General features: G+C 64.0%; 22 protein-coding genes. 3 read left to right on the top strand and 19 right to left on the bottom strand.

Annotated features, from left to right (window positions below; genetic code table 11):
• Window positions 1–13: 13 nt before the first annotated feature.
• The 4 genes from VJV41_RS21500 to rplN are packed head-to-tail and all read right to left on the bottom strand — an operon-like array spanning window position 14 to window position 1,482.
• Window positions 14–199 carry a type Z 30S ribosomal protein S14 gene (locus VJV41_RS21500; protein ID WP_003920619.1) on the bottom strand — a complete coding sequence of 62 codons (186 nt, stop codon included), beginning with the start codon at window positions 197–199 and terminating at the stop codon, window positions 14–16.
• Window positions 200–203: 4 nt separating this feature from the next.
• Window positions 204–794 carry a 50S ribosomal protein L5 gene (gene rplE / locus VJV41_RS21495; protein ID WP_325337045.1) on the bottom strand — a complete coding sequence of 197 codons (591 nt, stop codon included), beginning with the start codon at window positions 792–794 and terminating at the stop codon, window positions 204–206.
• Between the two features lies 1 nt (window position 795).
• Window positions 796–1,113, bottom strand: coding sequence for a 50S ribosomal protein L24 (gene rplX / locus VJV41_RS21490; RefSeq protein ID WP_325337044.1), 318 nt, complete (start codon window positions 1,111–1,113; stop codon window positions 796–798).
• Window positions 1,114–1,482 carry a 50S ribosomal protein L14 gene (rplN, locus tag VJV41_RS21485; protein WP_015305035.1) on the bottom strand — a complete coding sequence of 123 codons (369 nt, stop codon included), beginning with the start codon at window positions 1,480–1,482 and terminating at the stop codon, window positions 1,114–1,116.
• Between the two features lie 126 nt (window positions 1,483–1,608).
• On the opposite strand from rplN, the gene VJV41_RS21480 reads away from it, so the two are divergent.
• On the top strand, window positions 1,609–2,145 hold the full coding sequence (locus VJV41_RS21480; protein WP_325337043.1) for an SDR family NAD(P)-dependent oxidoreductase: 537 nt from the start codon (window positions 1,609–1,611) through the stop codon (window positions 2,143–2,145).
• 73 nt (window positions 2,146–2,218) lie between these two features.
• On the top strand, window positions 2,219–3,166 hold the full coding sequence (locus tag VJV41_RS21475) for a DMT family transporter (protein ID WP_325337042.1): 948 nt from the start codon (window positions 2,219–2,221) through the stop codon (window positions 3,164–3,166).
• Here VJV41_RS21475 and VJV41_RS21470 read toward each other — a convergent pair.
• The 4 genes from VJV41_RS21470 to VJV41_RS21455 all read right to left on the bottom strand — a co-directional run bounded on the left by VJV41_RS21470 (window position 3,101) and on the right by VJV41_RS21455 (window position 7,754).
• The gene (locus tag VJV41_RS21470; RefSeq protein WP_325337041.1) at window positions 3,101–4,012 is read right to left on the bottom strand and encodes a formylglycine-generating enzyme family protein; all 912 of its coding nucleotides are present in this window, start codon (window positions 4,010–4,012) and stop codon (window positions 3,101–3,103) included. The two genes, VJV41_RS21475 and VJV41_RS21470, sit on opposite strands and share 66 nt — an antisense overlap.
• 4 nt (window positions 4,013–4,016) lie before the next feature.
• Window positions 4,017–4,463 carry a hypothetical protein gene (locus VJV41_RS21465; RefSeq protein WP_325337040.1) on the bottom strand — a complete coding sequence of 149 codons (447 nt, stop codon included), beginning with the start codon at window positions 4,461–4,463 and terminating at the stop codon, window positions 4,017–4,019.
• 242 nt (window positions 4,464–4,705) lie between these two features.
• The gene (locus VJV41_RS21460; protein ID WP_325337039.1) at window positions 4,706–7,057 is read right to left on the bottom strand and encodes an arylsulfatase; all 2,352 of its coding nucleotides are present in this window, start codon (window positions 7,055–7,057) and stop codon (window positions 4,706–4,708) included.
• 55 nt (window positions 7,058–7,112) lie between these two features.
• The gene (locus tag VJV41_RS21455) at window positions 7,113–7,754 is read right to left on the bottom strand and encodes a DUF2306 domain-containing protein (protein WP_325337038.1); all 642 of its coding nucleotides are present in this window, start codon (window positions 7,752–7,754) and stop codon (window positions 7,113–7,115) included.
• Between the two features lie 58 nt (window positions 7,755–7,812).
• Here VJV41_RS21455 and VJV41_RS21450 point away from each other — a divergent pair, with 58 nt between their 5' ends.
• The gene (locus VJV41_RS21450; protein ID WP_325337037.1) at window positions 7,813–8,520 is read left to right on the top strand and encodes a TetR/AcrR family transcriptional regulator; all 708 of its coding nucleotides are present in this window, start codon (window positions 7,813–7,815) and stop codon (window positions 8,518–8,520) included.
• On the opposite strand, the gene VJV41_RS21445 is transcribed toward VJV41_RS21450, so the two are convergent.
• The 11 genes from VJV41_RS21445 to VJV41_RS21395 all read right to left on the bottom strand — a co-directional run bounded on the left by VJV41_RS21445 (window position 8,517) and on the right by VJV41_RS21395 (window position 21,684).
• On the bottom strand, window positions 8,517–10,199 hold the full coding sequence (locus VJV41_RS21445) for an ABC transporter (protein WP_325337036.1): 1,683 nt from the start codon (window positions 10,197–10,199) through the stop codon (window positions 8,517–8,519). The genes VJV41_RS21450 and VJV41_RS21445 overlap by 4 nt on opposite strands.
• Window positions 10,183–11,655, bottom strand: a complete 1,473-nt coding sequence (locus VJV41_RS21440; protein WP_325337035.1) for a glycosyltransferase — start codon at window positions 11,653–11,655, stop codon at window positions 10,183–10,185. The genes VJV41_RS21445 and VJV41_RS21440 overlap by 17 nt, the downstream gene beginning before the upstream one ends.
• On the bottom strand, window positions 11,652–13,178 hold the full coding sequence (locus VJV41_RS21435; RefSeq protein WP_325337034.1) for a hypothetical protein: 1,527 nt from the start codon (window positions 13,176–13,178) through the stop codon (window positions 11,652–11,654). Before VJV41_RS21435 ends, VJV41_RS21440 begins: the two co-directional genes overlap by 4 nt.
• The gene (locus tag VJV41_RS21430) at window positions 13,175–15,010 is read right to left on the bottom strand and encodes a hypothetical protein (RefSeq protein ID WP_325337033.1); all 1,836 of its coding nucleotides are present in this window, start codon (window positions 15,008–15,010) and stop codon (window positions 13,175–13,177) included. Before VJV41_RS21430 ends, VJV41_RS21435 begins: the two co-directional genes overlap by 4 nt.
• 236 nt (window positions 15,011–15,246) lie before the next feature.
• On the bottom strand, window positions 15,247–16,566 hold the full coding sequence (locus VJV41_RS21425) for an LLM class flavin-dependent oxidoreductase (RefSeq protein WP_325337032.1): 1,320 nt from the start codon (window positions 16,564–16,566) through the stop codon (window positions 15,247–15,249).
• Window positions 16,563–16,910, bottom strand: coding sequence for a hypothetical protein (locus VJV41_RS21420; RefSeq protein WP_325337031.1), 348 nt, complete (start codon window positions 16,908–16,910; stop codon window positions 16,563–16,565). The genes VJV41_RS21425 and VJV41_RS21420 overlap by 4 nt, the downstream gene beginning before the upstream one ends.
• Before the next feature lie 38 nt (window positions 16,911–16,948).
• Window positions 16,949–18,514 (bottom strand): sodium:solute symporter family protein, encoded by a 1,566-nt coding sequence (locus tag VJV41_RS21415; protein WP_325337030.1) that lies wholly within the window; start codon window positions 18,512–18,514, stop codon window positions 16,949–16,951.
• A gap of 41 nt (window positions 18,515–18,555) precedes the next feature.
• Window positions 18,556–19,110, bottom strand: coding sequence for a methane monooxygenase (locus VJV41_RS21410; RefSeq protein ID WP_325337029.1), 555 nt, complete (start codon window positions 19,108–19,110; stop codon window positions 18,556–18,558).
• The gene (locus tag VJV41_RS21405; RefSeq protein WP_325337028.1) at window positions 19,107–20,132 is read right to left on the bottom strand and encodes a 2Fe-2S iron-sulfur cluster binding domain-containing protein; all 1,026 of its coding nucleotides are present in this window, start codon (window positions 20,130–20,132) and stop codon (window positions 19,107–19,109) included. The genes VJV41_RS21410 and VJV41_RS21405 overlap by 4 nt, the downstream gene beginning before the upstream one ends.
• Window positions 20,129–20,539 carry an MmoB/DmpM family protein gene (locus tag VJV41_RS21400; RefSeq protein WP_325337027.1) on the bottom strand — a complete coding sequence of 137 codons (411 nt, stop codon included), beginning with the start codon at window positions 20,537–20,539 and terminating at the stop codon, window positions 20,129–20,131. The genes VJV41_RS21405 and VJV41_RS21400 overlap by 4 nt, the downstream gene beginning before the upstream one ends.
• Entirely contained in the window at window positions 20,536–21,684 is a 1,149-nt protein-coding gene (locus tag VJV41_RS21395; RefSeq protein WP_325337026.1) for a toluene hydroxylase, read from the bottom strand. The genes VJV41_RS21400 and VJV41_RS21395 overlap by 4 nt, the downstream gene beginning before the upstream one ends.
• Window positions 21,685–21,687: the final 3 nt, after the last annotated feature.

Raw genomic sequence — 21,687 nt, 5'->3', positions numbered from 1 at the left:
TTGCCTGGGGCTGTTACCAGCTGGACTTCTGCACGCCTGGAAGCTCGCCCGCGTGCGCCATTTCGCGCAGGCAGATGCGGCACAGCCCGAACTTGCGGTAGACCGCGTGCGGGCGGCCGCACTTACTGCAGCGGGTGTACGCCCGCACCTTGAACTTGGGCTTGCGCTGCGCCTTGTTGACGAGTGCCTTCTTTGCCATCTGTTCAGTTCTCCTTGAACGGAAAGCCGAGAGCCCGCAACAGCGCTCGCCCTTCGTCGTCGGTCGTCGCCGAGGTGACGACGGTGATGTCCATGCCACGGGGACGGTCGATGCTGTCCACGTCGATCTCGTGGAACACCGACTGCTCGGTCAGCCCAAAGGTGTAGTTGCCGGTGCCGTCGAACTGCTTGGGCGACAGGCCGCGGAAGTCACGGATACGCGGCAGCGCGATCGAGATCAGCCGGTCCAGGAACTCCCACATCCGGTCGCCGCGCAGCGTCACGCGCGCGCCGATCGGCATGCCCTCGCGCAGCTTGAACTGCGCGATCGACTTGCGGGCCCGGCGGATCTCAGGCTTCTGACCGGTGATCAGCGACAGGTCGTTGACCGCGCCATTGATGAGCTTCGCGTCGCGGGCGGCGTCACCGACGCCCATGTTCACGACTACCTTCACCACGCCGGGGATCTGCATGACGTTGGCGTAGCTGAACTCTTTTTGCAGCGTGTCGCGGATTTCCTCGCGGTAGCGCTGCTTGAGGCGGGGCAATGGCCTTTGGTCCGGCTCGGCCGGACGCGCCTTCTCAGAAGTAGTCATCTCAGATGTCCTTGCCGTTGGTCTTGGCGATGCGGACCTTCTTGCCGGTCTCGTCATCGACGCGGAAACCGACGCGGGTGGGCTTGCCGTCGGAGTCGATGACCATCACATTCGAAACGGAGATCGGCGCCTCTTGGGTGACGATGCCGCCGGACTGCGCGCCGCGCTCGTTGCGCGAGATCGCGGTGTGCTTCTTGATCCGGTTGACGCCCTCGACGAGCACCTTGTTGCGAGTCGGGTAGGCCTGCAGCACCTTGCCCTTGGCGCCCTTGTCCTTACCGGAGATCACGAGCACCGTGTCGCCCTTGTGGACCTTCATCTACAACACCTCCGGTGCAAGCGAGACGATCTTCATGAAGCGCTTCTCGCGCAGCTCACGGCCGACCGGGCCGAAGATGCGGGTACCACGCGGATCGTTGTCGGCCTTGATGATGACGGCGGCGTTCTCGTCGAACTTGATGTAGCTGCCGTCGGCGCGGCGGCGCTCCTTGACGGTGCGAACGACGACGGCCTTGACCACTTCGCCGCGCTTGACGTTGCCGCCCGGGATGGCGTCCTTGACGGTCGCCACGATGATGTCGCCGATGCCGGCGTAGCGCCGCGACGAGCCGCCGAGCACGCGGATGCACAAGATCTCCTTGGCGCCCGTGTTGTCGGCGACCTTCAGCCGCGATTCCTGCTGAATCACTCGATCTCCTCGACCTGGTTAATGTGTGCATGGCAGATACCGACCTGACATGCGCGGTCTTGCTGTCACCGAAAGGCACGCAGGACCTATCCGAAGGATTGGCCGAGGTCTGCCCAAGGCAACCGTTTGATTCTAGGTGAGGACCTGCGAGGAACCAAATCGCCGCTGTTCCCGCGAACGTGGGTTGCCGACACGCATTTTGCCTGTCAAACGTGCATCAAGCCCACACTCGCCGTCGCGGCGGACGTGGACGGCACCATGCTCGTGGCGGAGCTGGTCACTCCGGAGGGTCGGGAGAGGCTCGCTGCTGAGGCGCTGAATGTGTTCGGGCAGGTTGATGTCCTCATCAACAACGCCGGCATCGGCTGGTCCGGACCGCTGACGGAGATGGATGCGGACGATATCCGCCGCCTCATCGAGGTTGACCTGCTGGCTCCGATCGAACTGACCCGCGCGCTGCTGCCGGGCATGGCCGAACGCCGCAACGGCGCCATCTGCTTTGTCACGTCGATCGCGGGCCGCACAGGCGTCGCCGAGGCCGTTGTGCGCACCGTCGTCAAAGACCGTGCGGAAACCTGGATCCCCGGCTGGCTGCGGATCGCCCCGGCAATGCGTGCGCTGGCGCCGGGGGCATATCGGCGGCTCGTGGTCCGCTTCGGTTAGCCCGACACGAACCTAAAACCCTGCATTCTGCGCACGTTCATCTCGCCGTACCGCGCCACGTGACGATGGCAGCATGAGCACCGTTGCGGCGCTGGCGCTGGCGGCCGCGTTCCTCTTCGCGTTGTCGGCGTTCCTGCAGCAACGCGCCGCGCGCGCAGTCGTCGGCGCAGACACGGCATCGCTGCGAGACGCGGCCGGAGTCAGACGGCTGCTGGGACGTCTGCTGCGAAGCAGGATGTGGCTGATCGGCTGGTTGACGAACCTCTGCGGTGTCGGCGCCCAGGCGGCCGCTCTCAAAGTCGGGTCGGTGGCGGCGGTCCAGCCACTCATGGCCGCACAGCTGTTGTTCGTGCTCTCACTGGCGGCGGGTGAACAACGCCGGTGGCCGTCTGTTCGTGACTGGCTCTCCGCGCTCGCCGTCTGCGCCGGCCTGGTCCTTCTCTTGACCGCCGACGCGTCGCCTCTGACCGCCGAGCCGCACCGGCATCGCGTGCTGCTCGCGACGGCGTCCGTGGTCGGGCTCGTCGTGATGCTGCGCCAGGTGAGCAGGCACACGTTCCCGTGGCTGGCGAGCCTGCTCGTCGGTGTGGCCGCGGGCCTGTGCCACGCGCTCAATGCTGTGTACCTGAAGCTGACAGTCGAGGACCTCTTCCACGGCGGGGTGATCGCCACGCTCTTCGACTGGCCCGTCTACGCGATGGCGGTGACCGCAGTGAGCGGAATGATGTTGGTGCAGATCGCTTTTGCCAGCGGTCCGCTTCCACCTGCCGTTGCCGCGATGAGTGTCACCAACCCCCTGGCCAGTTTCGCGTTGGGCATTCTCGCCTTCGACGCGCCCGCTCCCCGCGACCCCGCCATGCTGTCGGCCATCGCCGCGTCCGGAGTGCTGATCGCGGTCGGCATCGTGGGCCTGGCCAACGCGTCGATCACTCGGCAGCTCTATGGGAACGCGCAGTTACAACATGCCGGCGACGCAGCGGAAGCCAATGTGGGTCGTCGCGCTGTCCTGCGACTGCGGTGAGCGGGCCGCCGGGCGGTAGCGATGGCAGTACTCAGGGGCGCACAGGTGTGAACCGCCCTTGAGTGTCTGAATGACGGCCGGATCAGCGGTCAGGTCTGATGTCGCCGCCGGAGCGGCTCCGGAAGGGCCGCAGCAGGACTGCACCGGGCCGTCGAGGCGGTGGTGCGCAGAAAACTGCGTGGTCGTCCACTCCCAGACATTGCCGATCATGTCGACCAGGCCGACCTCGTTGGGCGGGAAGGTCCCGACCGGGGAGGTGCCGATCCAGCCGAGAGCGCCGTCGTTGCGGTACGGGAAGCGGCCCTGCCACGTGTTGGCCATCAGCCGGCCGCCTGGCGTGGCGTCGTCGCCCCACGAATACGCCGACGTCGCACCGCCGCGTGCCGCGTACTCCCACTCGGCCTCGGTCGGCAGCCGGCGCCCGGCCCAACGGGCGTAGGCCGCCGCGTCGGGATAGGCCACCTGCACCACAGGATGCTCCAGCCGGTCGTCGATTCCGCTCTCCAAGCCGAAAGGCCGACGCCAGCTCGCGCCGGGTGCCCAATGCCACCACTGCCGCCAGTCGCGCAGGTCGACGGGGCCGCCGGTCGGTCGGAACACCAGCGCGCCCGGCACCAGATCCTGCGGCGCCACACCGGGAAACTGCGCCGGATCCAGCGCCTGCTCGGCGACGGTGACGTAGCCGGTGTCGGCCACGAATTCGGCGAATTGGGCGTTCGTCACCGGATGGCGATCGATGGCGAAAGCGGCCACGGTCGCGGTGTGCACCGGCGCCTCTTCCGGATAGAACTGCGTCGAGCCCATCCGAAACGACCCGCCCGGCAGCTCGACGAGCTCAGTGAGCATGGGTTCAGGGTAGGACGATTTCAAAATCCTGAGTCATCAGTGCCGCCGCGGCGTCGAAGTCGCGCGTGCCAGTCGGGGCCTGCACGTGGACGGCGACCAGATAATTCTTGCCGCTGTTGGTCCAGACATGGACTATGCGGTCTTCGAACTCGACGGCGTTCTGCGGCGTATCCGACCATGCCCCCATCAGCTTTTGGCCACTGAATCCGCACAGTTCGCCGGGCAGCACGCTGACGCTGCTGACGGCCGACTCCTCCATCAGCTTGTCCGCGTATTGAGTGAACGCGGCCGCGGGCTCGAGCTGGGTGAGCGCGATCGTGATCGTCGCCTCCATGCCACCGGGCCCGGCCAGCTTCCCGCCGACGTCTCCCTCCCCCGACGTCATCGACCAGCCGTCCGGGACGCCGACGGTGATCCGGGGTGCCTGCGGATCTTCGATCTGGGCGGTCATCCTCACAGCGGGTTTGATCGGCTGTGTGCAGACGGCGGTGTTCGGCGGTATCGGAGCCCGCGTCGTGGGGACGACGCCGAATACAGTCTCGCCGGGTCGCTGTGTCGGTGTAGTTGTCGCCGACCGAGTCGATGACGGCGCGTTCGTGCCAGCCTCACCCGCGACCGGCACGCCGTCGCTGGTGCGCACGCACGCCGCCGTCAAGAAAGCGAGCGCGACTGCCGTCCAACCAAACCGATTCATCAGTCTTTCGCGAAGGCCCGCGCGAATTCGCGTTCCAGATCCACGAAGGGCTTGCCCGATACGTCAACATTCACTTGAGCGATGGTGCCACCTGTGAAGGCGAACGGCGCCTTGTAGGCCCGCGAAACGGGCGAACCTGGGTTTTTCCCGACGGCCAGCGTCGCACCGGCCAGTCCGAACGTCCCGGGATGGATCTTCATCGCCTGGCGGGCAGCCACCTCGTTCTCGTCGATGTAGAGCGCGGCGTCGCCGAGCGGTGTATGACTCCCCTCCACGGTGCCCGTACGGACAAACCCGACACCGAATGTGTGCCTGCCCAACGGCACAGCCTCCGACGACGACATCTGCTGCTCCTCCTCGCCGAGGAAGTTGTAGACGTAATGCAGCCGCCCGTCCTGGATGAACAGGACGTGCCCGCCATGCGCACCACCGTGTTTGAACAACACGCCCTCGGCGCCGGTGGTGTCGATCGTCACTTCGGCGATCACAACGAACGATCGGCCCTGGATCTCCGCCGCCGCACCCATGCCAACCTCCGCGGTGCCTGGGTAGTAGAAGTACGACTCACGCGTGCCTGTCAGGTAGGGCCGCCACCGCGTCATGGTCTCGAGTACGTTCAGGTCGCCCAAGGGCAACCCGTTGTACTTGTCGGCCTCGCGGAACCACAGCGCCTTGAGCTCCTCGAGTTTCTCGGGATTCTCGTCAGCCAGGTCGTGGCATTGGCTTCGATCGGCCTCGATGTGGAAGAGCTCCCATCGATCCTTGTCGAAGTGTGACCAGCCGGCCGGCGATGCGGCGTGGATGGCGTTGGCGAACCATCCTCTGTGCCAGATACCACGGGTGCCGAGCATGGCATAGAACTGCGTCTCCTTGCCCGTCGGCGCATCCGGATTGCCAAGGGCCACTTTAAAACTCATACCGTCAAGTGGTTTCTGCGGTATGCCTCTGACAGTGGCCGGCGGGGTGATGTCGAGCAGGTCGTATACCGTCGGGGTGATGTCGCAGACATTGATGTAGTTGTCGCGAACCTCCCCATGTGCGGCAATTCCCTTGGGCCAGGAGATGATTGCCGTGTCCGCGATACCGCCTTCATGCGAGGCATAACGCTTGAAAAGCTTGTATGGCGTATTGAACGCCATCGCCCAACCGATCGGGTAGTGGTTGTAGGTCTCCGGCCCGCCTAGATTGTCGATGAAGCGCATGCCGTCTTCAACGGTGTCGATGTAGCCGTTGAAGAACTTCACTTCGTTCACCGAGCCGTTCGGGCCGCCCTCGCCGCTGGCGCCGTTGTCGGAGATCACGACGATGATCGTGTTGTCGAGTTGGCCCGACTCTTCCAAATAGTCCAGGACGCGGCCGATTTGGTCGTCGGTGTAGCTAAGGAAGCCGGCGAACACCTCGGCCATCCGGCTGAACAGTCGCTTCTCATCGTCGGAGAGCGTTTCCCACGGCCGAACGGTGTCCTGCGGTGGCCACGCCTCGCCGTTTGGACCCTTGACGTCCAGATACGGATTGATCGGGGACAGTTCGGTCTCCGGCGGGACGATGCCGAGCCTCTTCTGGTTCTCGAGCACGATCTCGCGGTAACGCTCGTACCCCATGTCGAACTTCCCGGCGTAGCGGTCGGCCCACTCCTTGAAGACGTGGTGCGGAGCGTGTCCGGCGCCTGGGCAGACATAAGAGAACCAAGGTTTGTCGGGAGCGATCACCTTTGCATCGCGGATGAACTCGATTGTCTTGTCCGCGATGTCTTTTGACAGGTGGTAGCCCTCCTCCGGCAACCCGGGCGGGGCGACCGGATGATTGTCGTAGACGAGCTCGGGATACCACTGGTCGGTCTCACCGCCCATGAAGCCGTAGAACCGTTCGAAACCTCGTGACAGCGGCCAATGTCGTTTAGTGGAAGCCAGATTGGATTCCTCCAACGGCGTCAGGTGCCATTTGCCGATGCAGTAGGTGTTGTAGCCGTTCTCGGCCAGCACCTCCGACAACAATGCGGTGTCGTTCGGGATGCGCCCGTTGCAGCCCGGGAAGCCGTCGGTGAACTCCTCGATGGTGGCCATTCCGACAGTGGTGGCGTTGCGCCCGGTGAGCAGTGATGCCCGAGTCGGTGAACACAGCGCGGTGGTGTGGAACTGCGTCAGCCGCACACCGCGCTCCGCTATGCGGCTCATCGTCGGCATTTCGACCAATCCGCCGAAGCAGTCCCACGTCGCGATGCCGGTGTCGTCCCACACCAGATACAAGACATTGGGTGCGCCTTCGGGCGCCGTCGGTGCGGCGTACGGGCCCCAGTCCGGCTCGGAATCGCGAATGTCCAACTCGATCTTGCCGTTGAATTCCGTCGCCATGGCCAGCCTCGTCCCGGTGAATGGACCGCCGCTTCTTCGACAGTCGTCTGCGAAACTACACCGGCGATGTGTTGGTTAGCTGAGAAATTGACGACGACGCCAGTGCGTGTCGCCGGTTCAGCCACCACTGCACTGCGCCGAGTGGGATCGTCCAACCCAGCCATGCGCCCACTCCCGCCACCATCCACACGAAGTGCTCGTCGTCACCGCGAAAGACGCTGTCCCGCAACGGGTACAGCGCCACAAAGAGTACGGGCGTCCAGATCCGGTTGGTGACGATTGACAGCGCAAGAGTCGCACCGCGGATCATGTGGCGCCGATGCTCGACCGACCGCCGCCGACGGCCCGCGAGATAGCCGTTGATCGTGAACCATGACCATAGTGAGGCCAGAAGGACATTGCTGACGGCAAGGAACGGACCGAACGGCGTCGCGGCGCCGATCACCATCGCACACGACACGGCCGGAATCGCCGCATATACGTAGACGCGCCCCGCGCGACGATGCAGTGCCGGGCGACGGGCGCGCAGCCCCGGCCAGATCTGCGCCACCGCAGTCACCATCACGACACTCGCGAACATCACGGGAACGCGCGTGCCACCGGTGAAGTTCGGCGGCAGCGAATATGCCAGGACGATCACGACGATGACGGCAAGGGCGGTCGCGAGCACCTTCGGCCGTCGATCTGCGTATAACATACGCAGGAGCGCGTACGGTATACGCACCGCCCGCGCACGTCGACTAGGCTTGACGACGATGAGCGACGACGACCCGCTGCCCCGGGCGCTGGAGATGCTGTGGCGGGAAGCCCCGCCGGCGCACCGCACGCGCGGCTTGAACCGCGAGCTCATCGTGGCGGCGGCGATCGAATTGGCTGACACCGACGGTCTCGGCGCGCTGTCCATGGCGCGCCTGGCCGAGCGTCTCGGTTGCGGAACCATGTCGCTATATCGGCATATCGCCAACAAGGACGAGTTGGTGACGTTCATGGTGTCTGCCGGGCCGGGTCCTCCCCCGGCTCCGAACGATCGCGCGGATTGGCGTGGCGCCCTTAAGGATTGGGCTGCTGGGATTTGGGACGTCTACCACCGGCACCCGTGGATCCTGCGAACCCCGTCGGAGGGCCCGCCCGCCGATCCAGGGCAGCTGGCCTGGCTCGACGCCGGTCTTGCCGCACTCGGCGGCACCGGTCTCGCCGAACGAGACAAGATGGCGGCCGTGATGGCCGTGCTGCATTTCGCTCGCGGCGCGGCGGCATTGGACATCGAGGTGGGCCACGTGGGTATCCAGGATTACCCGGCGCTTCTGCGACGGCTCGTGGACGCCGACCGGTTCCCGGCATTGGCGGCGGCGCTGGCGGCCGGGGTGTTCGACAACGAAAACGAGGACCCGCAGGCCGAATTCAACAGCGGACTACGTCGGTTACTCGACGGGATCGGCGTGCTGATCGAAGAATCGACCTAGGTCTCCGGGGCCGGCTCGTTCACGCGATACAGACGCCACGTCGGCTGGTTGTCACCGTCGTTGGGTATCTCCAGCTGCAACGTCGCGATGTCGGCGCCTGTTTCGTACAGCGTCGGATAGCGCAGATTCAGTGCGTCCGACTGTCCACGCCCGGTCGGCGGTACGGCCAGCAAGTACTTGATCCCATTTTCCGTAGGAGAGTTGAGCAGTTCAGTGAAGTCCGGATCGGACGGCACTACAAAGGTTTTCGGATGCCGTGAGGCAGCGAGAATGGCGAAGCCGTAAACGGTGTCGGTGATGACAGAGCTTTCCGGCAAGTTGAGGTTGTCGAGATAGTGAGCGATCTGGCGTTCGGTGGAGAAGGTAGCTGCGATGCGGCGCTCAAGCGCCTTGCGGTCGCTCACGCTGTTCGGGTCGGGCGCCAGTACCGCGCCCAGCGCGTATTCCTGCGGTGCGTACTTCTGCTGACCCATCCCCCACGCGGTGACCGGCAGCACCACCACGAAGGCCAACGCTACAGGCGCATAGGCGATCCAGCGCGCACGCGACGGCGCCGCGGGCTCAGGCGGGGCGTAATTGCCACGGCGGGCGGATATGACGAGCTGGCCGTCCGGCACCGCGAGCATGGCCAGGCAGGCGGTGAGCGGGATCGCGATGATGTAGAAACGGAGGAACGGGAAGGTCGATCCGGAGGCGTCGCTGTACGCCTGAAAGACAAGCGCCGCACCGTAAATAGTGACGGGCACGAGCAGCACCTGCCAGCTCGGCTTGCCCCACCGGCGCACCAGCCCCCATGCTGCGATGGGGACAAGCGCGGGCGCCAGCAGTGATGTGCACACCGCGGCGAAGGTCAGTCCGCTGCCGAATGTCGGTGCGGTATTGCCGGACTGCTCGAGGATCGCGCTATTGCCGTACTGGGATGTGAACTGGGCGAACGCCTCTCCGGTGATCAACCAGCTGACCGCGGCCCAGCCGACGAAGGCGGCGAAACCGGGTCCGCTGACCATCAGCAGGTCCAGCAGCGCCCTCCGGATTCGCGGAGCCGGCTTCGCACGAAGGTAGGTGGTAACCCCAACCAACAGTCCCGCTGCGGCGATGCAGGCGACCGCGTCGTAGCGGGTGAGGTAGGCCAGTCCCATCGCAATGCCGCCCGCGGCGATCAAGTGATGGACGTCGTCGTCGGTCATCCACAAGATCAGTCTGCGAACGGCCCAGGACATGAAGAAGATGAACGGCGCTTCGCTCATCCCGTTGGAACCGTAGAAGATGATCATCGGATTGAGCGCGAACGCTACGGTGATCGCCAGCGAGTACGCGCGTGGCAGACCGCGGTCGGTGCCCATTGTCAGGATCTGCACGACAGCACCGGCCATGAACACCGCCGACATCATCGACCCTGAGAACGCGCGTTCGGCCATGTCCGGCCACAACGGGCTGAGCGCTATCGCCGGGAGCTGAACCAACGCCATCAGCGGCGTGAAGATGAAGCCGATCGCAGCCAGGTGGGGATCACGGCTGAACAGCACCGACTGCGCGGACGCCACACGTGACAGAGCATCGCCGATGATGAAGCCATGGCGTACCTGAAGCCAATAACCAACGGCCAGATACACCAGGAGCGTCGCTACGAAGGCCGTCACCTTCAGCGCGCGGTCCGGGCGGCTACGTCTCGACGTCATCGGGTCGCTCCGTAAGCCCGTGGACCGTCTTCTCCCAATAGGACGGGTTGCGAATCAGCTGATAGCAACCCTTGGCCGCGGCCACGCTCATCATCACCCAGAACACCGGAACGGTCAGCGCAGCACCCAGCAAGTCAGCGCGGTCGTCCTCGCGAATCGTGATCATGTTCATGTACAGCGTCGCGGCGTTGCCCACGACCAGCGCTGCGAGCGCGGGAAAGTAGATGTACCAAGGAAATACGGCTTCCACAAGTGCGGGCTGCCCCAGGAACCAAAGCACGGTGATCAACCAGAACACCAGGTTGAGAACAGAGATGATCGGCGTGCCGGCCAGCACGAGGTTGAACCTGACGAAGTTTCGCCACCCGATGGTCCGGTACAGCTGCACCGGCCGTCGTACCTGAACGAGCCACGTCTGCAGATAACCCTTGTACCACCGCGACCGCTGCCGGATCCAGTTGATCCCGTCGCTGTTGGCTTCTTCGAGCGTGCTCGAATCGATTACAGCCGTGTGGTATCCGCTCGCGGCGATCCGTAACCCCAGATCGGCATCTTCGGTGACATTGAAGGGATCCCACGCGCCGATCTCGTCCAGAACAGCGCGACGAAGGTGATTCGATGTGCCGCCCAACGGAATTGGGGATGCGGTTCGCATCATGCCCGGCAACAGGTAACCGAACCACAGCCGGTACTCGGCGGTGAACCATGCCGTGAGGAGGTTCTGATGTGCGTTGTGGTAGACCAGTTTCGCCTGCACGCAGGCGACGTTGTCGGGAAGCTGGCCGAATGCGGCCACCACTCGGCGAAGTTGCAGCGGTTCGGGCCGATCCTCGGCGTCGAAGATGGTCACGATATCGCCGGTGGCGAAGTACAGACCGTAGTTGCACGCCTTGGGTTTTGTCCGAGGCTCAGCGGGAGGAACGAGCACGATACTGATGGCGTCGGATTCGACGATTTCCCGTGCCGCCGCAATGGTCACATCGTCGTCGGCTTCCAGGAGCAGAAGCACCTGCAGCTTGTCGGACGGGTACTCCAGCGCCGCCATCGCGCCGATGAGGTCGCCCACCACTTCGGGTTCGTTGTAGGCGGGAACCAGAATTGTGTAGCGCGGCAGGTCGGCGTAGGGAATCGCGCGGGCCTGCTCGTCGGCGATGGCGATCGCTCGCGACGCCAGCCCGTCGCGGAAGATCATCACCCGGTCGACCATCGTCAACACGTACGCGAATGTGCAGATGCCGACCAGCACAACGGCGGTGGCCATCGGCCGCCAAGCCGCGCAACCGATCAGGACCACCAACAGCGACCAGAACAACCAGCGCTGCCAGCCCATCACCGATATCGCGGCCGAATGAACCGGATCGTCCTCGCGCAGGGTGTCGATAGCGCGCCGCAGAAACTCCTGCCGTTCCTGCTCGGTGACGGTGTCCGGGGATGGACGCTCGAACGCGGTGCTCATCCCGTCTTGCCTGCCGATCGGAATTGTGCAGCGACCAGCACCCGACCGAATTCAGTCAGTAGCTGGGCATCCTTGAACGACGGTATCCGCTGATCGAGGACCGCATTTCCCCTGAACAACAACGTGATCAAGGTCCGCACCGACGACGTGATGTCGGCGGACGGATCGGGAAACGGTGCGCCGGGGTCATGATTGTCCACGGCGAAAATCGTCACCCGCTGCGCGATTTGTCCATCGCCCCAAACGAATTGCACGGAGTTCCACGTCACCAGGAGGTCGTCGTCGACCACGGAGATGAGGCGCGCCGTGACACCCATGCCCAGGTCGACCGGCCTCGGATCGCTGATCCGCGCAGCGGTGAGACCGTACAACACCCGATCTGGGTAGACGCCGAATGAGAACGGGCGCTCCGATACCAGGCTGTCCACCACCACGGTTCGTGGCCGCGCCAGCTTGTCGAAGCGAGTATCCGCGTTGAGCGACGTCATCCATTGCCGCACCAGTACTGCGTTGTCACCGTAGAGCCGATTCATGTCGCGGTAGTTCCGCCGCTGCACTGTCGTCCAGCCCGGCGGTGCAACCAGGGGCTGACCGGCTGACAGTTGAGCCGGAGCGGTTCTGACGATTGGCGCGGTGCTCACCTCAGTCGGCAGATGGACGAAGGCAAGCGGCACGGATATTGCGAGCACCAACGGCACGACCGACCAAATCTGCATCACGGCCAACGGTTCGACCTTGCGGTCAAGCACGCGCTTCGGCATTCCCCGGCGTGATCGCAGAAACATCGTGAAGCCGACGACGATGACGGCCGTGACCGGAGGAACCTCTTGGTACACCAGAATCGGTGCGTCGGTGAAGAAGACCGCAATGGTTCCCAGCACGGCGAATCCGACGATCCAGGCGGCGATCGATCCCATCAGGCCGCGCCGCGCCGTCCGTCCGGTCGCGATACCGGCGCCGACTCCCGCAATGAGGAGGTTGGCGGCGCCGGCGGCGAACTTCGTACCTCCCAGGAAGATCACCATCAGGTAATAAGGCAAGGCGAAAACCATGAACATCATGGCCCATACCCAGGCGAATCGAGCGACAGGGCGCAGCCCGAACAAGACGATGCTGGTGCTGAGTACGAAGAGCCACATGGCCAGCAAGTCGAGTCGGAGCAGGTGGAAGTACAACGCGTACCGCTGAAGTAGTACGAGCTGGATAAGCAAGGCCAGCACGAGGCCCATCGTTCCGACAATGATGTCGGTCTGCCGGTCGTGAATCGGTAACTCTGTGCGGTGGCGACGGGTTATGCCGACCGCGACCAAGATGGCAACAGTCGGCACTGTCCAGACATAGCCACCGATGCCCTCGAGGTGCGCCGTCTCCCCAATGCTGAAGAAACTCTCGCGAAACACGATTCCGGTCAACGCCGCGATCGCCGTCCAGCGAACGATGAGCAGAAAGCTCGGGTGCAGTTCGTAGTACCTGGTCACCAACGCCGAGAATCCACGAGCCTCGGTGTCGACGGTTGTGGTCATGACCGGCGGCGGTGGCGCAGGCGCAGAGCCAGCAGCGCGAGCGCGACGACTACACCTACGCCCACAGCCGAGGCGATCCACCAGACAGCCGGCCATCCACTCTGCAATGTCTGGTTTTCCTGTGGCGCTGGGGTATTCGCGTCGACGGTGAATGGGTCACGGCCCGGCACGGAAAGGAGCGCGTCGCCGGACAACTTCGACCATCGCCGGCTATCGGCGTTGAGCCAGCCGAGCAAGGCGTCGAGCTGCTCGGGCGCATCTGTCGAAGTGGCGATCAGCACAGTACGGGCGCCGGTGTAAACCGTTTGCAGAGAACCGTATTCGATCGCGGGATCGAGTGTGACGGTCTGCGTCTCGCCGCCGTTGCCGTTGGCCAGCCGCAGCTCGCCCCCACCAGTGCTGGCCACCGGAAGCGAAATGCGATCGTCGGTCCAGTTGCCCGCTGCGACCAGAACCGCGGGCTCCTTGGCGTTCACCGCATCGTCAACCGACATCACCGCGGTGTCCATCGGTAGCGCACTGAGCCGCTGCAACCCCGCCATGATGGTCACGGCGCGCATTGTGTCGGCGAAGCCGTCGGCGCCGATGCCTACCGAAACACGCGGAAGTAATGCCTGCGGAAGTGACTGGAAGCCTGACGGTACCGGCGGTTTGGCCGCCGCGCTTTCAACCGCGCTGTCGCCGTCGATCGTCAGCGTGAGCGGTTGGAACTCACCGCACCGGCCGGTGTTACCCGTGATGTTCAGCCCCACCACCAAGTTGGTGTATCGCACCAGAAGGTTGTCCGGAATCTGCACCCATCGATCGATCGCGCCGGATGGTTCCAGCGACCAGCTGTCGATCGTCTGACCACCGATGGTGGCCACCAGTTGCCCACCGATTCCGCTCGGGGGCGGCGTGTAGGAGCCCCGCAGGTGGACGCGGACATCGTGGGCGGGCCGGCCGAGGCGAGTTTGGTCCAGCGCCAAGGAGACCTGCGGTGACAGGGCGATCGCGGTGACGCCCGGTTGACCGAGCGCACGCAAGGTGGTCTGGTCCGCAGGCAGTTGTGGAACGTTCTTCAAAGGACCCACAACCGCTTTCGAAGACAATGCCAGCCTGGCCATATCGCTGGATAGCAGCCGGGACTGGTTCGCCAGCGCGCCACCTTGGCCCGTGACCAGCAGCGGCCGAATTCCGTCGAGGCCCTGAAGAGACACGCCCGCTTTGGGATCCTCGCGAACGATGATCTGGCGCTCGAACGGGTCCACCGGCGGGACCGGGGCCCGCGGTGCCAGCGGAGCGACGACGATTTCGGTGGACTGCTTCCCGTAGCGGGCGACTACGGCCGTCGCCATTCGCACTGCCGCATCCGATTCCCCCCGCGACGGCGACGGCGGAACGAAGATCGTGAGCTTGCGCAGCACCGGCGGCAGGAAATCGGCGACGGAAGCCGGTGGGGTTTCGGTTCCGGTGAAGGACACCGATGGGTGAGCGAGGTGTAGCGGCACCGTCGGGTCGTAGAGGCAATACCCGTCAAGTGGATCCAGATAGCTGCGCACAAGGACCGTTATGGCGTTGTCCACCACGTTGGCGCCGTCGAGTGGTATCGACACCGGTGCGTCGAAATCGGTGGGCAGCGGGACGCGAGCGAGGGTCCGATCGTCCTGCGAGACGGCGATCGTTCCGCCCCGTACGCCGACGGGCAGTTCGACGAGCGCATTCAACGTCGACGGAGCAAGCCCCGGCGTGACGGGGATGGTCAAGGACTGCGTTCCTTGCAACCCGTAAAGGGCGAGGTTGCTGTCCAGGCCCAGCGAACTCAGACTCAGTGTCGTCCGATCGGCGGACACCGTATCTTCGCCAGGAGCTGCAGTGGCTACCGTACCAATTGAGCCCGAGACGACCAGCACCAGCACAGATGCGGCTATTATCGCAGCACATATTGACGTTTGTGCAAATCTGCGCATGGAGAGATGATATACGAGCTAACGAATTCGTCAATTAGCAAACCCATAGGTGTGTGCCCTAAGACCCGCGGACGGTGCCAAGAGTCCCTATAGTCGTGCGTCTTGTGTGACAGCCGCGGTCAGTACTCCTGCAGGCTCTCCCGCAGAGTCGTGCCCGGATAGCGGGAGCGGTAGCGACCGCGCCGCTGGAGTTCGGGGACGAGCAGTTCCGTCACGTCGTTGAAGCAGCCAGGCGTGTCGGTGGCGAGCAACATGAATCCGTTGCAGCCGCCTTCGTCGATGTACTGCTCCATCTGATCGGCAACATCGCTCGGTGTGCCGACGGCCACCGGCGCTCCCATCGAGACCCCGTAGATTTGTGCGGCCTCGCGCACCGTCACGGGTGCGCCGTCCTTGGCCTCGAGGATGGCGTCGAACAGCCCGCGGATACCCTGCACGTCGGCGTCGACGACGTTGTCGTCGAGACCCAGCGTCGAGAAGTCGAAACCCGTATGGCCGGACAGGATTCCGAGTGCACTTTCGATCTGCACGTTCTCGACGAACTCGGCATACTTGTCGTTGGCACGGGACTTGTCGCGGTCGATGATCGTCTGCAGGCCGTAGATGAGTTTCACCGATTCCGGATCGCGGCCGAAGTTGTCGGCACGAGTGCGGATATCGTCGGCGTAGGCGCGCATACTCTTCGGCGTCGGAAAGATGCCAAAGACGGATTCTGCGTGCTTGGAGGAGAATTCGCGGCCCTGATCCGACGAGCCTGCCTGCCACAGCACCGGCCGCTTCTGCGGTGAGGGCGCGACGAAGTGGCGGCCCTTCGACCGGAAGAACTGCCCCTGGAAGTCGATTTCGCGCACCTTGGAAGGGTCGGCGAAGACGCCGGTCTCGCGGTCGTAGACGATCGCGTCGTCGTCCCAGGAATCCCAGAGCTGATAACACAGCTGCATGTACTCCTCGACCACCTCATAGCGCTTGTCCCTGGGGGTGAGGTTGTCCTTGCCCATCGCCTGGAACTCACTCTTGGAATATGACGTGACGATGTTCCAGCCGACGCGGCCGTTGGTGAGGTGGTCGAGCGAGGAGAGCTGCCGCGCCATCATGTACGGCGGCACAAAGGATGTCGACAGTGTGATGCCGATCCCGAGGTGTTTGGTGAACGCCCCGACGATCGGCACCAGGGTGGCGGGTTCGTGCACCGGACATTGGCCGGCGTAGCGCACCACAGGGTCCGAGCTGCCCTTGTAGGTGGTGTACGGTGCGAGCTCGTCGGCGATGAACATAGCGTCGAACAGACCGCGTTCCATGATGCGGCCGAGGTCGCGCCAATACTCTGGGCGTGACCAGTGGTAGCCCACCTTGTCACGCGGGTGCGCCCACATCGTCGAGGCGTGGTTCATCACGCCGTGCTGGACGAAACCCAGCAGGTGGATCTTCTTCTTGGTCATGCCAGTGCCCGATCGTTGCGTAGTTCGAGCACGAACGCGACGATCACCGCGGCCGCGGTGCCGAGCCCGCTCAACGCGAGCACGTACCAGAAGACGCCGCTGTACGAAGCGGTGACCAAGGCGACGAAGGACGTCAGCACGGCGATGCTCGCTTTCCAGCCAAAGCCGGGAACCAGAGCGACAGCGGAGGACGGCGCCGGTCGATCCTGCAGTTCGATGCTGCGGTCTAAATCGGTTCCATTCAACAACTCTCGCCGGATCCGAAGAAAGCTCAGCGCTCCGACAACCAGATAGACTGCGGCAAGGAGTAATCCGATCCCGGCGCCGATATAGAAGATGACCACGACAGTGCCTTTCTAAGCCTTTCGAATGTTGCTGTCTACTACTGCTGTCCGGCCGGCTCGCCCAGCACGTCGTCGACGACGACATCCGGCTGTGGCGCTGTGTAGATTGGGGCCGGCGTGCTTTCCCGTTCCAATAGCGCGGCCTTGCCTTCGGCCAAGCTGTCGAAGTCGAACCGAGTGTTCTGCCTAAGGCTTACGACAATGGACACCACTGCCGACGCCGCGATCAATGCGATGATCCCGAAAAGGGGACCGTACGTCGGGCCCAAGGTCTCACGGAGCGGCCCGCCGACGACGATGCCGGCAATGACGCCCGCGACGTATCCAGCCCCGGTCATGCGGGACCAGAAGATGCTCAGCGTGACCGGGATGAGCAAGCTGGTGCCGTAGAAGTAAACCGTCGTAACGAGATTCACGTAGTCGATACCGGTCAAGACGACGCCGCCGGCGATCGCAGCCGCCAGGATCATGCTGGTTTTGGTGATGCCGAGCAGCCTGCGCTCGGATACCTGCGGCCAGTAGCGATGGACGATGTCGACTGCCACCAGCGACGTGACCCCCGACAGCGCCCCGTCGATCGCAGCGAAGCACGCGTTGACGACCACCAGGGTGTAGAGGGCGATGACGATCACCGGCAAGCCCAGGCTGGCGATGACATGCGGGCCGATCGCCCCGGCGCCGAGCGATCCCAACTCCGCTGGCGTGACGTGATAGGCGACCCCGATAAAGCCGAGCAGACCCAGCGCCAGCGGGATCGGATAGAACCACACTCCTGCCCAGAGGAAGCTGCGACCCAGATCCTTGGGTCGGATGGCCCACACCCGCTGCCAGAACGACTGGTCGGCAATGACATTGGTGAGAAGCCCGAGCGCGAGCGCCAGGCCGAAGCTGGCCGCGGTGACCGGGTTGAAGGGGTTGAGGTGTTGGTCCTCGAGCTTGTGGACCTCGTTGAACACCAGCTGCGCTCCACCGGCCTTGGCCAAGGCGTAGAGCACGACCACGGAAGACCCCACTCCGAGGAGAAGGGTGTTCAGGGTGCCCGTCACGGCCGAGGTCGTCAGCCCACCGAAGTATGAGTAGACGGTGACGACGATGATGCCGGTGATGACAATGCTGATCGGGGTGAGCCCGAAGATGGTGTGCATGACCAGTACCAGTCCGGCCAGGTTGATCATGATGACGCCGAGCAGCGCGCCGATCAGAAAGATCAGGGTCGCCGCGCTACTGAGACCGGTCTGAAAGCGGGCGCGGATGAACTCCGCCAAGGTGTATCCGGCCGGCATCTTCTGGCGGACCTTCAATCCGAACGGAACCATGATGATCACCGCCAGCCCGTTGGGCACGATGAACCAGACGAGTCCGGACGTCCCCCAGGTGTAGGCCTGGGCCGAAGAGAGCATGACCGCCATCGACCAGGTCCACACCGAAATGAGCGACGCGACACCGAATCCGAAGCCCAGCAGTCGGCCCGATATGACGAAGTTGTGTGTGGTTTTGACGGCACCTTTGACAGCCAGGGCGATGAGCAGCAGCACAATTCCCGGGCCGAACAACAGCGCGAAGCCCAATCCATTTGGTTGTTGTATGAAGTCAAGACTTGGCACGAGTGAATCTCCTTGTAGAGGTTTGTATTTGGGACTGAGTGCTAGGTGGCGTCTTCGTCTGCGACTCCTTCGTCGACGAGGACGGCCGCCCGGCGGCGTCGCAACTCGACAAGGGGCTCGTCGTACCAGCCCTTGGAGCGGTGCTGGATGAGAATTTCGGCGAGTTCGGTCTCCGTACGCATGAACGGCACCGTGGGCATTACCGGAGGCTTGTATCGGCGGCGGAACGTGGTTGCGACCGCTTCGAGCGCCGCGACGTCGACTGCGGCTTTCGCCTCGTCAACGGCGGTGTCGCAGGCCTGCGCGATCGGTTCGCCCGTGAGCGTGGTGGTTTCGATGGATTCGCCGGAGAGTTCGGCGAATCGGAGGACAGCGACCCGGTCCTCAATGCGGGCTTCGATCCACAGCACGTCTGCTTCTTCGAGCGCCTGGTGGTCGTGCTTACGCCGCCAGTCGATCAGCAGATCGATGGCGGCCCGCAGCGTTGTCACGTCAGCGAGCCGCTCGGTCCATTCCTTGCGTGACGTCTGGTTCCCGAACGGTGGATAGTCGGTGCGAGGCGTCGCGCCTGCTGCAGCCCTGGTTGCTCGTGTCATGGCTGCTCGTCTCCTGTTTCGAAAAATCGTTCGGCGTGGATGCGGTCGGGCGGGACGCCCCCAGCACGCAGCCGCTCCTGCGCGGCGCTGATCATCCCGGGAGGACCACAGAGGTAGTACGACCTCGTCGCGTCGACGGGATCGAGATGGGCGGTCACCTGCCCCGCCACACCTGCCCAGCCAGCGGTCGGGCGCTCGACGGTCGTCACCATGTCAAGGTTGGGCAGGACCTGACTCAAGGCGGACAGCTCGTCGATGCAGAACAGGTCCGACTCGGTCGCCACCCCGAACACCAGCTTCGCCTCGGTCGTGGGCGCGGTACCGACCAACGACCGCAGGATTGCGAGGACCGGCGCCAGGCCCGACCCGCCCGCGACGAACACCGGCCTGGCGTCGCCGCGAAAGGTGAATTGCCCGTGGGGACCTCGCAGACGCACCGGCTCACCCGTCGACAACGCCGAAGCGACGTGCCCTGAGAATTTCCCGCCAGGCAATAGCCGGATCAGAAACTCGATTTCACGACTGCCGTCGGCAGCATTGGCCATCGAGTAGGCGCGGGTAGCGCCGACAGCCGGCATGGTGACCTGAACGTACTGCCCTGGATCCCACATCAGCGGATTCTGAGCAGCGTGGGTGCGTATGACGATTCGAGCAACGGTGTCGGAAAGCCGTTCAGTTGCCACGATTTGACCGGTTCGCGTGCCCTCCTCATAGCGACCGACCCGGTCGACCGGATAGTCGAAGTCGATTTCGAGATCGCTCGATGGTCTCAAGCGGCATGCGAGTATCAATCCCTCCTCCTCTTCGGACTCGGTAAGCGCATGCGGGCTGTGGGGTAGCAACTCGTCGTAGTCACCGTCGACCAGAAACCCGCGACAGGTGGAACAGCTGCCCTCGCGGCAGTCGCTCAGCAACAGATGCCCCTGGCGCAGGGCGGCGGTGATGATGTCCTCGTCCTGCCGGCAGGCGATGTCGATTCGGTCGGCTCCCTCGAAGGTGAGGGCGACCTTGTGCTCGATCATCGAGGGACCTCGCGCTCCCAGCCAAGAAGATCGGTGGTGATGGCGAACACATTGCCGTTGACGTAGGCCCGGCCGATCGTCGTCGAGACATTCACCAAAAGGTCGTAGACGGAGAAGGAGCGGCCAAGGAGTTCGGCGATCTCGTCGGCGTCGATCTCAAAACCTTCCAGGCAGTCAATGCGATAGAAGGTTCCGCAGTCGTCGATACTGAAACTGGCATCGTGCTGGTACCGATCTGCAAGCCACTCGACCGTCGCCTCGATCTCGTCGGCCTTGGTGAGGGTCAGCACCACCCGCCGGGTCTCGAGCACGCCGTTGTCGCTGAACAACTTGTCGCGGACTTGCTCGACGTCGACGTTGGAAACTCGTCGATTGACAGCGGCCTGGTGCGAATTCGGCCCACTCACTGGTGTTTCCCGTCGTAAAGGTCAAGGAGGTGGTCGACCGTCACGTCCGAGCCCCACACAGCGGCGGTGTCGGCGACCCAGCCAGTTGCCACCGCTTCAAACACCTGTCGAGGTGGCTCGACCGGGACGCTCCGAACAAGATCGGTCGAATCGAACAGTGCAGAGATCCCTGCGACCGCATCTACCGCCCGCGGCATCCAGCGTCGTGTCCACCAGGCCATGAGCTGCCGGTTGTAAGGGCCAAACTCGGTGTCTGACGCGAGGATTCGGCCAAACAACTCTCTCGTCCAGGTATTCGCCGCCTCGGCGGAACGCAACGACGGCCACAGGATTTGAGGGGTGAGGTGGTCTCCGTGGAGTGGCGCCAGCCGGTAGAAGTACTCCTGGCGGACGAAACGACCGAATAGCGGCTCGTAGATCATCGCCAGCGCGAAGATGACCTCGATGTGGTCATAGCCGTCGCGCCACAGGTGTTCGACGAACGACCGCGCACCTGCGTAGACCGGGTCATGTAGCCACCGCCGCTTGGCCGGCTCCAACTCGGCGATCGATTCCGAAATGGCTTGGCTTAGATAGACCTTCTCGGCCTGGATCTGCTGCGCGCTGTCGAGGAAATCGAGCGCCCAATGGGCCACCGCCACGCGCAGGGTGTCGACAAGTGCGTCGCGTATGGGCGACGCGAGTGCCATGAAGATGCCGTAGTCGTGGAGCACGATGGCGCCGAGGTGCTCGGCGATCGTCGTCTCCAGCCAGTCACGGTCGGCTCTGCGGTGCAGTGTGTGGCTGTTGAAAGTGGAGAACAACCGGCCAGTGGTGCGCCACTGGTCGGCTTTCTCGGCGACATAGGGCTTCTGCCAACGACCCTCGGGATCCCTGAAGGCGAACCAGTCGGTACAGCGGGCCTCGGTGAAGTAGTTCTCCCACGCGCCCCGCCCGCCGGGGAAACGGGTCGACCAGCCGCCGACGCCGATTCCTCCGCGAATCCAGTCGGGGTTCGGCTGGGCGTAGAGCAACACCTGCTCGTATTCGGAGATACGCCGCCGGTACGGGTTGGCGAAATGGACGGCGGTGCGGACAGTTTCGAGAGGTTTCCGATCCAGGTCGTGCTCTGGGTTGAGCAGGCTCCGCCGGTAGCTGTTCGTCATAGT

Origin of the sequence: Mycobacterium sp. (genome assembly GCF_035274705.1) — a bacterium.
Taxonomy (GTDB): domain Bacteria; phylum Actinomycetota; class Actinomycetes; order Mycobacteriales; family Mycobacteriaceae; genus Mycobacterium.
This window is presented reverse-complemented; position numbering and strand designations above follow the sequence as displayed.